A 12893-nucleotide genomic window follows, 5' to 3' on the forward strand; every position below is an offset into this window, starting at 1 on the left:
GATGAGGGGGAACGCCATGTTTTTACAGCCATTATTAGCGAAAAAAATTATTGCTGAAGTCAAAAAAATGTACGAACGTGAGGTCATTATCGTAAACACGGACGGCCTTATTATGGCGAGCACAAACGATGAGCGGGTCGGACAATTTCATGAAGGAGCGCTTCTCTGCGCAAAAGAAAAACGCAGCGTCATTATTACAAAGGAAGATGAAAAAAGGTTAAAAGGAGTAAAGGCGGGCATTAACCTCCCTGTATTTTCTGATCATGATGTGATTGCTGTCTTCGGGCTGACAGGTGAGCCCGCTGAGATCCAGCCTTACGGAGAACTGCTTCGAAAAATGACAGAGCTGTTCATTAAGGAATCATGGCATTTAGAGCAGTCCCAGTGGCGTGAAAGAATGCTGGAATCTTTCATGATCGATTGGCTGCAATTAAAAGAGTGGTCTTCGGGTTTTCTTGAGAAAGCTCAGCTTCTTGGTGTTGACCTTGCCTCCCGGCGTCAAATGATTCTGATTCAGGGGTATGAGTGGTCACCTCATGATATTGAGCAAATGGGACGCAGCTGGAAATCCTCGTACCCTGCGGATTTGTTCATCAGGTGGGGAAATGAACGGATTTTGATTAATCACGAAGTGCCACAGCATGAACAAAGAGATCGGCTTTTACGGCAGATCCTTCACATTTGTTCGTTTGCCAATACCGCAAACAGCCAATTGGCAGCAGCTGGCGCCGGAAGGGCTGTCGCAAGCTCCAGCCTGACAGATTCATACGAGCAAGCGGAAAAAGCGCTGGCTGTCAGCCTTAAGCGAAAGACGCCCATATTCGAAGAGGATCTGAAGCTTGATATGTGTCTGACGGAAATCAGCCCAGGGACCAGAAATGAATTTCCGCAAAGAGTATTCAGAGAGACGCTTCGGCATCAGGAACTAATGAGAACGATACGGACCTTCTTTCTACATGATTTGTCTTTGAAACAAACCGCAGAAGATATGCATATTCATATCAATACATTGCGTTATCGTCTGGCTAAGGCTGAACAGCTGACCGGTTTGCACTTTGACCGCACCGAGGACATCGTCACGATGTACGTCGCACTCTATTTTTTAGATCAAGATACAAAATAGAAAGAGTTTTAGTTTCATTTTTTGTATGTTTCTCCATGGAAAGCTTTTCTTTTTTTCTTTTACAATAGATTGAAAGCGTTTTTCAACAGGGGGATTGGTGAAATGATCACAAAGGATGTAAAAGGACAGCTGATTCAAATCGTCGGACCCGAAAACTTTGATGACTCAAAAGCCGGCCGGCTCGTTTATTCTTATGATGCGACGCCGCAGTTTCAATCTATGCCTGATGCCGTGATTGCGCCCAGGAATACTGATGAAGTTTCACAAATTTTAACGATTTGCAGAGAACATCGCGTGCCGATCGTTCCGAGAGGATCAGGGACAAACCTATGCGGCGGCACGTGCCCGACTGAAGGCGGCCTTGTGCTTCTCTTTAAGCACATGAACAAGATTCTTGAGATTGATGAAGAAAATTTAACTGCCACAGTTCAGCCGGGCGTCATTACGTTGGATATGATCCGTGCAGTTGAAAGCAAAGGTTTATTTTATCCGCCCGATCCGAGTTCTATGAAAATATCAACCATCGGCGGAAACATCAATGAAAATTCCGGCGGGCTCCGCGGATTAAAATACGGCGTCACCCGCGACTATGTGATTGGTCTGGAGGTTGTGCTCGCAAATGGAGACATCATCCGCACCGGAGGAAAACTCGCGAAGGATGTGGCCGGATACGATCTGACGCGTCTTTTTGTCGGCTCAGAAGGAACACTCGGCATTGTGACAGAAGCCATCGTCAAACTTGTTCCAAAACCGGAAACCAAGAAGACGCTGCTTGCCCTTTATGAAAGCATTGATGCTGCTGCTCAAACGGTATCGGACATTATTGCCGCGAAAATGATACCCGCAACGCTTGAATTTCTCGACCAGCCTACACTATTGGTAATTGAGGATTATGCCAAAATCGGACTTCCGACAAGCGCAAAAGCAGTTCTGTTAATTGAACAAGACGGGCCGCTTGAAACCGTTGAACGGGATATGGAAAAGATTGAGGCGATCTGCAAAAAAGGCGACGCCGTTTCCGTTCAGACCGCACAAACGGAGGAGGAGGCATTCGCCCTGACTGAAGCTCGGCGCTCCGCCCTTTCTGCCCTTGCACGCCTCAAGCCGACGACGATTTTAGAGGATGCGACTGTTCCTCGCTCAGAAATCGCCAATATGGTCAAAGCGATTAATCATATTGCTGCTAAATACGATATTTCCATTTGCACCTTCGGCCATGCAGGAGACGGGAACCTCCATCCGACATGCACGACAGATATACGCAATGAAGATGAGATGGAGCGTGTCGAACAGGCTTTTGCCGAGATTTTTGAGAAAGCGATTGAACTTGGCGGCACGATAACCGGAGAGCACGGAGTCGGGGCCATGAAAGCGCCTTACTTGGAGATGAAGCTAAAAAAAGAAGGCATTGATGCGATGAAAGCGTTGAAAGCGGCATTTGATCCCCAGAACATATTAAATCCCGGCAAAGTGTTTGCAAAAGATGCCAGAAAACGTGTGGTGGCACAAAGATGACAACAGAAAAAGAAATGAAACAGATCCAAAATGAATTTAAAGAGCGTATGGATGAAGGTGAGTTATTAAATTGTATGCGCTGCGGATTTTGTCTTCCTTCCTGTCCGACCTATATCGAATCAGGGTTTCAGGAAACACACTCCCCGCGCGGGCGTATCGCCTTAATGAAAGCCGTGGCGGACGGTATGATTGAACCGGATGATGATGTCGAACGTTCGCTGTCACTTTGCCTCGGCTGCCGAGCCTGTGAACCCGTATGCCCATCCGGCGTGAAATACGGTCAGCTGCTGGAGGAAGCCAGAGATATTATCCACCAAAATAAAAAACACTCGCTTGGCGCACGTGTCATGCGAAAGACGGCTTTTCACGAGCTGTTTCCGCACCAAAACCGCATGCGCTCAGCTGTAAGCCTTATCGGTTTGTATCAGCGGTCAGGACTGCAAACCGCTGTGCGAAAAACCGGTATGCTTCGGGTCCTGCCTGAGCATTTGCGGACGATGGAAGCTGTTCTTCCTGATGTTCCAAAAAGCAAAGAAATGAACAATCGGCCGCATTTCCTGCCGTCCATTGGCCCCATGAAAAAACGGGTCGCCTTTTTTTCGGGCTGCTTAATGGATACGATGTTTTTACCGACTAACAATGCCACATTGAAGCTGCTGCAGCTGGCAGGCTGCGACATTGTCATCCCGCCTGAACAGGCTTGCTGCGGGGCACTGCATGGGCATAGCGGTGAAAAAAACGCAGGGAAAGAGCTCGCGAAACAAAATATCGCTGCTTTCGAAGCGTTAGACGTGGATGCTGTCATCACAAACGCAGGAGGATGCGGAGCCTTTCTTACTGAATATGATCATTTGCTGAAGGATGAGCCGGAGTGGTCGGAGCGTGCCGCCGCTTTTGTTCAAAAGCTGAGGGATTTTTCTTCCGTTTTGGTTGAACTCGATTTCCATCAAATGGACTTAGCGCTCAGGACGCCTCAGGTCGTTACCTATCAAGATTCATGCCACCTAAGAAATGTAATGCATACGTCGCTTGAGCCCCGCCAGCTGCTCCAAAGCATCAAAGGAGCTGAATTCAGAGAAATGGAGAAAGCAGACAGCTGTTGCGGATCAGCGGGAATTTACAACATCGTCGAAGCTGAAATGTCTATGAAAATACTGGACAGTAAAATGGCTGCCGTCAAAGCAACCGAAGCGATCCTCATTGTAACAGCAAACCCCGGCTGCCTGCTGCAGATGAAGCTCGGGATTGAACGCGAAGGACTAAGCGGTAAAGTCAGAGCCGTTCATCTGGCTGATTTGCTATTAGAAGCAACCGGGCAGAAAACAACATGAGAAAGCCCAAAACAGAAATTGTTTTGGGCTTTTGTTCGTTATTCCATCGGACTGCAAATTTCGATATAATGTCCATCCGGATCTGCGATATAGGCGACCGTCTGCCCCCATGGTTTCACTTTCGGCTCCCCGATAATCGAGACGCCTTGTTCTCTCATCCTTTTGATGACAGTTTCTACATTTTCAGTAACAAACCCGATTTCAAATGTGTTTGAAGCAGATGTTTCCGGAATATCCAGCGCTGTGATATTTCTAGCGCTTTCCCTCGTATTAAGGGCCAATATCGTCGATCCTGTTTCAAATTCGACATATGTGCCGTGTTCAGCACGAATCGGCAGTCCTAAAATATCCCGATAAAAATGAATAGCCCGCTTGCTGTCCGATACGTATAGAATAAGATATTTCATTGATAGATTCATTGCCACGCCCCCTCAGCATTTCAATAGTCCTTCTAGCCCGGTATAGATGCTTCCATCCTTAAACTCGGATCTCTCCACATCTGCGCCCACTTTTTCACGGCCGCCACAATAATGATGAAGCCTAACACCAGCATGATGATAGATAATACGCCATTCAATACACTATATCCTGCTGCTTCAGGATTAAGATACACATGGCGCACCATCCAATAGCCCGCATAGTTGACAGTGACATATAAATAGGCAAGCGGGATAAGACATGTCAAAATGTATCGGCGTTTATCGGCGATTTTCAACACGATGGTCGCTCCGATAATCAGCCCTACTGACGCCATCAGCTGATTGGAAACACCGAACAGCGCCCAAATGGAACCGATATCTCCTGAATACAGCAAGTACCCCCACATCAAACAGGCAAGCGCGCTGGCAAATACAGAGCCTGGAATCCAGTCTGTTTTCTTCAGCGGTTTATACACCTCTCCGAAGAAATCCTGGATCAAATAACGGGCAACACGTGTGCCGGCGTCAATCGCTGTTAAAATAAATACCGCTTCAAACATAATGACAAATTGGAAAAAGTATGAGGCCAAATGGCTGAAAAACGGCATTCCGGTAAAAATATAAGTCATACCCACCGCAAGCGTGACGGCTCCCCCAGTTCTCCCTTCTAAGTCCAAGCCGATTTCCCTGCTCAATTCAGGCAGATGGACGACATTCATGCCAAGCGTACGGAAAACCTCCGGCGTGCTGTTAATCGCAAAGTAATCAGCAGGCTGTAAGGCGGTGGCCGCAATCAGTGCCATGATGCCGACAAGACACTCAACAAGCATTGCGCCAAACGCCACCGGCTTCATATCACTCCATTTATTCAGCATTTTGGGTGTCGTTCCTGAGCCGACAAAGGCATGGAACCCAGAGATCGCCCCGCAGGCGATGGTTATTGAGATAAACGGCCAGACAGGTCCTGCCAGCACAGGCCCGCCTCCTTTTACGAATTCTGTAAACGCAGGAAACGGAATGGACGGATTGACGACAAACACACCAACAATCAAAGCGATAAAAACACCGATTTTCATAAAGCTGCTTAAATAATCACGCGGTGCGAGAAGCAGCCAAACAGGAAGCGCAGCGGCAAAAAACGCATAAACAGGAAGCGCGATTGCAAGCGTTTTCGTATCTAGTGTTAAAAAGTCACCGAGCGCGGTAGTCTGTACCCATGGGCCGATAAAGACTCCTGTCATTAAAAAGAGAAAACCGACCGTTGACGCGAGCTTTAAATTTCCCGTTTTCTTATAAAATAAGCCCACGCCCATCGCAATCGGAATCGTAATCCCTACCGCAAATGTTCCCCATGGATTGCGTTCAAGCGCGTGCAGCACGACCATCGAGAGACCCGCCATCGTAATCGTGATAATAAACAGCATGGACAGTCCCGTACAAAAGCCGGCAACAGGGCCAAGCTCATCCTTCGCCACTTCCGACAGCGATTTTCCGTTTTTGCGCATTGATGCAAACAGCACAACAATATCATGGACGGCTCCCCCTATTACCGCCCCGATTAACAGCCACAATAACCCCGGCAAATAGCCAAACTGCGCCGCCAGAATGGGTCCGACCAGCGGCCCGGCCGCTGCGATCGCGGCAAAATGGTGGCCGAACGAAACCCATTTATTTGTAGGCACATAGTCTTTCCCATCCTCAAGCGTGTGAGCGGGTGTCGGCTTGTCATCATTCACTTTGAGAACCTTCACCATCATAAATGTTCCGTATAAACGATAGGCAATAGCCAAAATACACATTGACGCTATCACAATTGTAACCGCATTCATTTTCTCCCATCCCCTTTGCTGTTTTTCATAAATATATCATAATTTCATGGGGAAAAGCGGTCATTTTTTCCTATACAAAAAAGCCGGCTGGGATGGGCCGGCTTGTGGCAGTTAGTTTAGTTCAATGTCTCCAGATGTTGTACGAACTTTTAAATGGTTAGAGGGGCTATCACCTACATAACCTACAATACGGTGCTCTGATTTTTCTTTATACAAGATGTGATCGAGATTGGCCGCGGCATCCCCTGAGTCTGCCTGAAAATCCACTGCCAAAGATGCAGGTTCTTTCTGATACTCTACTGACACACTTCCGCTCGTAGTGACGATGTCGATCTCTTCGTTCTGATGATCCTGAAGAAGATCAATATCACCGGAAGTTGTCTTATAGTTCACCTTTTCAGCTGTTGTGCGGCTGCTTTTTATTGATCCGCTTGTTGTCTTTACCTCACCTTGGCCGAATGAATTTTGGTCAGTTTGAATTTCCCCACTCGTTGTTTTTAGCGTCAGCTCGTTTTCGATGCGTGTATGCTTCAGCTCAATATTTCCTGATGTAGAGTCAGCAGCTGATTGATCCGCTTGCGTATTTTCTATCAGAATATCGCCAGAGGTTGTCGTTACGGTTATCTCATCATACTTCTTTTCCGGAATCGTGATTGTGATTTTCATATCCTTTTCGCTGCCCCACGGTATAAAAGAGATGATATTCTCGCGTGCTATTTGATTGATTGTTAATGAATTGCCATCTTGGCTCACATCGAACAGCTTTTTGCTTTTATCACTGACTAGCCCTTCAGCAGCTACCTGAATATCATCCGTTTGCCCGCTTTTGACCTCTGCATGCATCGAGCTCGTTGTTACCTCAATTTTTTTAATATCTGCAGGATCATATGTTTCGGCAGCTTTCACCTCTTCTTTTGTAAAATCCGAGGTAGCAGCAGAGATGACAGCCCCGATTACCCCGACTGCAAATACTGCGATCAATCCTATTATGATTTTTTTCATGTCTGCGCCCCCGTCACCAGCTTTAAATTATATCTGATATATCGCAAACTCATGCCATACAGCAGCTTGCCTAAATGCCACAGCCCTATACACAAGAGCAGCCCCAGACTGCCAAACACGAGTGATAAAAAGAACTCCAGCATCATGTGCGTATTCATTTGAAACATCACCATGCCGACAAACATAATTGGTGATACAGAAAGTGCAAGCGCCGCCCCGCATAAACCCACGTACACTCCAAAAATGCCAATAGCTGGTCCCAGCACAAAAATCAAATTTAAGATGCTTATCGCTGCTGCTGAACATGCCATCTGAAAGAGGTTCTTCTTAGGGCGCTGCACTGCTGGAGCAGTTTCCGTGACATCTGGCACCAATTCCTTTGCTATTTGTTTTGGGGAGCCGAGTTCCCTGATGATGTCCGCTTCCGGCCTGCCTTCTTTCATCCCTTCTGTAATATGTTCTTCAAAATCAAATAAGATTTCATTCCGCTCTTCTTTAGAAAGCGGCTGTAACGCTTTACTTAACTCCTGTAAAAACTTTTCTTGATTCATCGTTCTCCTCCCCTTGCCGCATCAATGATTTGATTGACAGATGCTGTGAACTGATCCCATTCTGCCAGCAGCAGTTTCATTCGCACGAAACCAAGCTTTGACATCGTGTAATATTTTCTGGCAGGCCCTTCGGAAGACGGCGCCATATATGTTTCTAAATATTCTTCTTTCGTCAGTCTCCTGAGAAGAGGATATAAGGTGCCTTCAGCTATCGCCATGTGTCTGGAAATGTTTTGAGAAAGCTCATATCCGTATTGGTCTTTTTCGGATATTAATACAAGCACACATAGCTCTAATGCTCCCTTTTTGAATTGAGCATTCATCATAAGCTCCTCCCTGCGGCTGGTCAATTTTGTTTATTTTTCCCATCACTTATCCATATGGTAACATCCACTACTGAACATTACAAGGTACTGAATGATATCTACTGAGAAAAAAGAAAAACCGGAGAGAAATCTCCGGCTTTGCTTCTCTTATGATTGTTTTTTCAGGCGGATCACATTCCAGGAAAGCGGCGTGAAATGAGCAGTTAAGCCGTTTTCGCTAACAGACGATGTTCCGTTGGAATGCGGGACGACATTCTTTCTGTTATGCTGGTTTGTCGCTTTGATATCCTGATGCTCAAGCACGATGTGCTCTGCGATTTGGTAGGATTCAAAGCCTCTGAGCGAAATCTCCGTCTCCATCTGATCCTCAGCCTTGTTTACCGCAAAAATAGTGAGGGTTTCTTCCTCTTCAGAGTACACAACAGCAGCATCAACATATGGCACATCAGTAAAATCAGAACAGTCGTACTTCGGAGAAGAAATAAGCGGTTTCAGTGACTCGCCCCTTCCGTAAACAGAAGCATGCATGTATGGATAGAAAATCGGCTGTCTCCATGCTTCTCCGCCTTTTTCCGTCATGATCGGCGCGATGACATTGACAAGCTGCGCAAGACACGCGATTTTCACACGATCTGCGTGCTGCAGCATCGTAATGAGGAGCGAGCCGACTAATAAGGCATCTTCAAAATTGTAAATATCCTCTAAAATCGGACGCGCAGTGATCCACGGCTCGACTTTTTTATCAGCCTCATTTGAGTGATACCATACGTTCCATTCATCCAGAGAGAGATTGATTGTTTTCTTGCTGCGTGTTTTTGCTTTTACATAGTCACAGGTTGCGGCGACAGATTTAATGAAATGATCCAGATCCATGGAACGGGCCAAATAGTTTGGCAGATTGTTATCCCGATTTCCGTAGTAGGTGTGAAGAGAGATATAGTCAACATGCTCGTACGTATGCTCAAGCACCTTCGCTTCCCAATCGATAAAGGTCGGCATGCCGCTGTTTGAGCTGCCGCAGGCAACAAGTTCAATTGATGGGTCAACCCATTTCATGACCTTTGCCGTCTCTGCGGCTAGCCGTCCGTATTCATCAGCTGTTTTGTGGCCGATCTGCCACGGTCCATCCATTTCGTTTCCTAAGCACCATGTTTTGATGCCGTACGGCTGTTCATAGCCATGTGATCTTCTTAAATCACTCCAATAAGAGCCTTTCGGATGGTTGCAGTATTCAACGAGATTACGGGCGGCATCTATGCCTCTTGTGCCGAGATTGACGGCCATATTGACCTCGGTGTTCACCTTTTTTGCCCAAGTTAAAAATTCATTTGTTCCCACTTCATTGGTTTCTGTCGTTTGCCATGCCAAGTCAAGCCGTCTCGGGCGATTTTCAACTGGTCCGACACCGTCCTCCCAGTTGTATCCGGATAAAAAGTTTCCGCCCGGATAACGGATGATCGGAACCTGTAATTCTTTGATCAGCGACTGGACATCTTTTCTAAACCCATTTTCATCCGCTTCAGGGTGATCAGGCTCATATATGCCTTCGTATACCGCACGCCCCATATGTTCGATAAACGATCCGTAAATCCGTTTGTCTACTTCACCAATTTTATATTCTTTGTCTACAATCATTCGCGCTTTTTTCATCACACGTTTCCTCCTTCATTAACCTTTGACTCCCCCTACCGTCAGGCCGGAGATAAAGTATTTTTGGAAAAACAAGAAAATGATAATGACCGGCAAAATCGCAAATACCGAGCCGGATATAAGCATGTCGTAATTATTTCCATAAGGGCTCAGCAAGCTGGACAGACCAATTGGAAGCGTAAACATTTCTTTCGACCGAAGCACAATCAGCGGCCACAAGAAATTGTTCCAGCTGTTTAAGGACTGAAGGATGATCATCGCGCCGAAAGCCGGTTTCATCAGCGGCGCCATAATCCTGAAAAAGATGCCAAATTCCGTACAGCCGTCCATCCTTGCAGAATCCAACAGATCCCTTGGAAGACCAAGCGCATATTGCCTAAAAAAGAATACGGCAACAGGTGAAACGATGAACGGCAATATGACACCCGTATATGAATCGATCAAGTGTAGACCGACGGTTAGCTTAAACAGAGGAAGCATCATAACCTCCAGCGGAACCATCATGATAATCAGCACAAGAACAAAGATGATACTTCTTCCCTTAAAATCATAAACTGCAAGCCCGTACCCGATCATCGAAGAAAAAAACAGGGTGAGCACGGTTGTGAAAAGCCCAAGCACAAGGCTGTTAAAGAACCATTTGAAATAAATGCTGCCGCCGTTAAACAGAAATGTATAATTATCAAGACTCATTACTTTAGGATCAATGTCAAGATTCAGCCCCACACGCAAAAGCTCAGATGACGGCTTTAAGGACCCTAAAAGCAAACAGAAAATCGGAAAAATATACAATAGGCTCAGCATCATAAAAAACAAGGTCAGCGCAATTCTGTAAACGCTAAACTGAGGACTGTGCCGCAACATTTATCCCTCCCCCTTAAACGAGCCTGAAAGCTTTAATGAAATCAGGCTGACAACAAGTATCACAATCAAAAGCACAATGCCGATGGCCGCTCCGTACCCCATTTCGTTGTAGGCAAGCCCCTGCTGATACAAATATCCGACAAGCGTCAGACCAATATTACCCGGGGAATTATTCTGCCAAAGCACGTAGCTTTCCTCAAACATTCTGAAGCCGCCGATAATGCTGATGGTCAGCACATATACGGTAACAGGCTTGAGAAACGGCAGCGTGATGTGTCGGAATTTTTTCATCGTATTCGCCCCGTCTATATCAGCGGCTTCGTACAGCTCTTTCGGCACATTTTGCAGGCCTGCTAAAAAGTAAAGGATGTTGATTCCCATCCATCTCCACGAAGCAAGCAGCACCATCAAAAACATGCCGGTATGTTCATTGTTCATCCAGTTCTGAGGTGATAAGCCGAGTTTGAGTAGGATGGAGTTAGCCAGAGACGTTTCCATTTCTCCGAAGATCAGCCGAAAAATGATCCCCGCGACAATGGTGGAGGTCAATGCCGGTATGAATAGCGCTGATTTAAATATATTTCGAAATTTGACCAGCTTTGAATTCAGGAATATGGCTAGAAGCAATGGGACAGGAATCAGCACGATCAGCGTCCAAAAGGTGTATTCCAGCGTATTCCAAAGGGCGGTATAGAACGTCGGGTTGTTTAGCGCTGTATAATTAGACAATCCGACAAACGACACCTCTCCCGGCAAAATTCTTTGAAAGCTCATGATGAAGACACTAATGATGGGGTATAGAAAAAATACGAGAAAGGATAAAACGAATGGCGCTGTAAACAGATAGGGCGCCGCTTTTTTCGAATAAAATAGATCTCGCCAGCCTGATTGTTTCGCAGCTGAAGGAACGGGATGAACCGTTCCCGTTTTCACAGGTTTCATGAGAACCTCCCCGCTTTCACTTTTTGAATGGGATTCTAATTCTGTTTCAGTTCACCTGCCGCTCTGTCCAAGGCTTGTTTAGGCGTTTTTTGCTGGGATTTAAGCGCGTCGAACAATACGCTTCTGTTGACAAGGTCTGAAGCCTTTGCAAAATCCTCATGTAAATAAATTGGATTGATTTCATCCTTGATATCGAGCAGCACAGAAAAAATGCCTGTTCCGTTTTGGAAGTAATCCGTGTATTTGTTTTTCTCTTTCAATTCCTTGGAGCTCCAAACATCCCAGCGAAGCGGGTCAAACCCGAGTACGCTCCAGAGTTTTTTATTTCCTTCTTTAGAGCCCTTCGCAAAGGCCAAAAACTCTTTTGCTAACTCAACATGCTTGGATTGCTTCGGTACAACGGTTGCCGTACCGCCCAAGCCTGCCGAGCGGTCGCCCCCCTCTTTCCATGCCGGGAGCGGTCTGATGGCAATCTTCCCTTTCAGATCAGGCATATAATCGATAAATCTTCCCATATACCAAATCGGCATGAGGATTGAAGCAGCTCCTCCTTGGTTCATAAAACCGTAGTATTCTTCACTGTGATGCCCGCCGCCTGGAGCAGGAATCATCGTTTTATCATTGATCATGTCTTTTAAATATTGAAGTGTTTTTACGTTGGTGTCATTATTGAGGATTAGCTTGCCGTTTTTATCAAAATAGCCTGAGTTTTGCTGTGAAATCATAGATAAGAAGGTTCCGGAATCATTTGTTTCCACCGTTCCCATCGGCTTCCCTGTCACTTTGCGCACTTTCTGTCCGGCTTTATGGTAATCATCCCATGTTTTAATATCGTCAGGGTTGACGCCGGCTTTTTTCATCACATCCATGTTATAAAACATGACTGTAGTCCCTACATGCGTATCGAGTCCGTAAAGCTTTCCGTTTTTGCTGTACAGGGTCAGCCGCGCCTCTACGAATTTATCGCGGTCCTTTTCAATCAGCGGAGTCAAGTCGGCAAGCGGTATGTCAGAGCCCTTTAAAAAGTTTGAAAAACGGGCCAATTCCACATCGGCAATATCAGGGACGCCTTCTCCCGCTATTAAGGAGATAGATAAGTTATCATGCATTTGTCCATACGGATAAACGACCGTATTCAGCTTAATTTTGCGGTCAGGATATTTTTTGTTCCATTCCTTCACCATTTCCACATAGAACTGCTCATGAAGCCCGTTAAATGTCCAAAAGGTCAGCTCAGTTTCACCCGATTTGCCGGATGATTTTTCTGCTGAACACCCGGCAATGAGTAATGTCAGCAGCATCATGAGCACAAGAAAACAGACAGTCATTTTTTTCATCTGC

The 12893-nt window shown here is 46.1% G+C and carries 12 protein-coding genes and 1 pseudogene; 3 read left to right on the forward strand and 10 right to left on the reverse strand.

The genetic code is table 11. The features are described 5' to 3' along the window. Positions 1-16: 16 nt before the first annotated feature. The 3 genes from MY9_RS14205 to MY9_RS14215 all read left to right on the forward strand — a co-directional run bounded on the left by MY9_RS14205 (position 17) and on the right by MY9_RS14215 (position 3969). The gene (locus MY9_RS14205; RefSeq protein ID WP_014664903.1) at positions 17-1123 is read left to right on the forward strand and encodes a CdaR family transcriptional regulator; all 1107 of its coding nucleotides are present in this window, start codon (positions 17-19) and stop codon (positions 1121-1123) included. Between the two features lie 102 nt (positions 1124-1225). Further along, positions 1226-2638: a glycolate oxidase subunit GlcD gene (glcD, locus tag MY9_RS14210; RefSeq protein WP_014664904.1), complete on the forward strand. Its 1413-nt coding sequence runs from the start codon at positions 1226-1228 to the stop codon at positions 2636-2638. After that, a complete protein-coding gene (locus MY9_RS14215; protein WP_014664905.1) occupies positions 2635-3969 on the forward strand; it encodes a (Fe-S)-binding protein in 1335 nt (444 codons plus the stop codon). Before glcD ends, MY9_RS14215 begins: the two co-directional genes overlap by 4 nt. Before the next feature lie 38 nt (positions 3970-4007). On the opposite strand, the gene MY9_RS14220 is transcribed toward MY9_RS14215, so the two are convergent. The 10 genes and pseudogenes from MY9_RS14220 to MY9_RS14260 form a co-directional block, all read right to left on the reverse strand. Then, positions 4008-4376: a VOC family protein gene (locus MY9_RS14220; protein WP_237711724.1), complete on the reverse strand. Its 369-nt coding sequence runs from the start codon at positions 4374-4376 to the stop codon at positions 4008-4010. Next, positions 4291-4478: pseudogene (locus tag MY9_RS21960) on the reverse strand (hypothetical protein). The gene MY9_RS14220 and the pseudogene MY9_RS21960 overlap by 86 nt, the downstream one beginning before the upstream one ends. After that, positions 4421-6217 (reverse strand): carbon starvation protein CstA, encoded by a 1797-nt coding sequence (cstA, locus tag MY9_RS14225; protein ID WP_014664907.1) that lies wholly within the window; start codon positions 6215-6217, stop codon positions 4421-4423. The pseudogene MY9_RS21960 and the gene cstA overlap by 58 nt, the downstream one beginning before the upstream one ends. Before the next feature lie 111 nt (positions 6218-6328). Continuing rightward, positions 6329-7219: a DUF4097 family beta strand repeat-containing protein gene (locus MY9_RS14230; protein ID WP_014664908.1), complete on the reverse strand. Its 891-nt coding sequence runs from the start codon at positions 7217-7219 to the stop codon at positions 6329-6331. Then, the gene (locus tag MY9_RS14235; protein WP_014664909.1) at positions 7216-7770 is read right to left on the reverse strand and encodes an HAAS signaling domain-containing protein; all 555 of its coding nucleotides are present in this window, start codon (positions 7768-7770) and stop codon (positions 7216-7218) included. The genes MY9_RS14230 and MY9_RS14235 overlap by 4 nt, the downstream gene beginning before the upstream one ends. Then, complete coding sequence (locus MY9_RS14240; protein WP_041521396.1) at positions 7767-8093, reverse strand: PadR family transcriptional regulator; 327 nt, start codon at positions 8091-8093, stop codon at positions 7767-7769. Before MY9_RS14240 ends, MY9_RS14235 begins: the two co-directional genes overlap by 4 nt. Positions 8094-8243: 150 nt before the next feature. Then, complete coding sequence (gene abfA / locus MY9_RS14245) at positions 8244-9746, reverse strand: alpha-L-arabinofuranosidase AbfA (RefSeq protein WP_014664911.1); 1503 nt, start codon at positions 9744-9746, stop codon at positions 8244-8246. 18 nt (positions 9747-9764) lie between these two features. Further along, a complete protein-coding gene (gene araQ, locus MY9_RS14250; RefSeq protein WP_014664912.1) occupies positions 9765-10610 on the reverse strand; it encodes an arabinose ABC transporter permease AraQ in 846 nt (281 codons plus the stop codon). Beyond that, positions 10611-11552: a carbohydrate ABC transporter permease gene (locus tag MY9_RS14255; protein ID WP_014664913.1), complete on the reverse strand. Its 942-nt coding sequence runs from the start codon at positions 11550-11552 to the stop codon at positions 10611-10613. Between the two features lie 35 nt (positions 11553-11587). Beyond that, on the reverse strand, positions 11588-12889 hold the full coding sequence (locus MY9_RS14260) for an ABC transporter substrate-binding protein (protein WP_014664914.1): 1302 nt from the start codon (positions 12887-12889) through the stop codon (positions 11588-11590). Positions 12890-12893: the final 4 nt, after the last annotated feature.

Origin of the sequence: Bacillus sp. JS, assembly GCF_000259365.1 — a bacterium.
In the GTDB taxonomy this organism is placed as follows: Bacteria; Bacillota; Bacilli; order Bacillales; family Bacillaceae; genus Bacillus; species Bacillus stercoris.

Bases quoted from the DNA above. Each gene is read 5' to 3' on its own strand.
- MY9_RS14255 (WP_014664913.1), bottom strand. From the start codon at position 11,552: ATGAAACCTGTGAAAACGGGAACGGTTCATCCCGTTCCTTCAGCTGCG.
- araQ (WP_014664912.1), bottom strand. From the start codon at position 10,610: ATGTTGCGGCACAGTCCTCAGTTTAGCGTTTACAGAATTGCGCTGACC.
- glcD (WP_014664904.1), top strand. From the start codon at position 1,226: ATGATCACAAAGGATGTAAAAGGACAGCTGATTCAAATCGTCGGACCC.
- MY9_RS14260 (WP_014664914.1), bottom strand. From the start codon at position 12,889: ATGAAAAAAATGACTGTCTGTTTTCTTGTGCTCATGATGCTGCTGACA.
- MY9_RS14240 (WP_041521396.1), bottom strand. From the start codon at position 8,093: ATGAATGCTCAATTCAAAAAGGGAGCATTAGAGCTATGTGTGCTTGTA.
- MY9_RS14215 (WP_014664905.1), top strand. From the start codon at position 2,635: ATGACAACAGAAAAAGAAATGAAACAGATCCAAAATGAATTTAAAGAG.
- MY9_RS14220 (WP_237711724.1), bottom strand. From the start codon at position 4,376: ATGAAATATCTTATTCTATACGTATCGGACAGCAAGCGGGCTATTCAT.
- MY9_RS14205 (WP_014664903.1), top strand. From the start codon at position 17: ATGTTTTTACAGCCATTATTAGCGAAAAAAATTATTGCTGAAGTCAAA.
- cstA (WP_014664907.1), bottom strand. From the start codon at position 6,217: ATGAATGCGGTTACAATTGTGATAGCGTCAATGTGTATTTTGGCTATT.
- abfA (WP_014664911.1), bottom strand. From the start codon at position 9,746: ATGAAAAAAGCGCGAATGATTGTAGACAAAGAATATAAAATTGGTGAA.
- MY9_RS14230 (WP_014664908.1), bottom strand. From the start codon at position 7,219: ATGAAAAAAATCATAATAGGATTGATCGCAGTATTTGCAGTCGGGGTA.
- MY9_RS14235 (WP_014664909.1), bottom strand. From the start codon at position 7,770: ATGAATCAAGAAAAGTTTTTACAGGAGTTAAGTAAAGCGTTACAGCCG.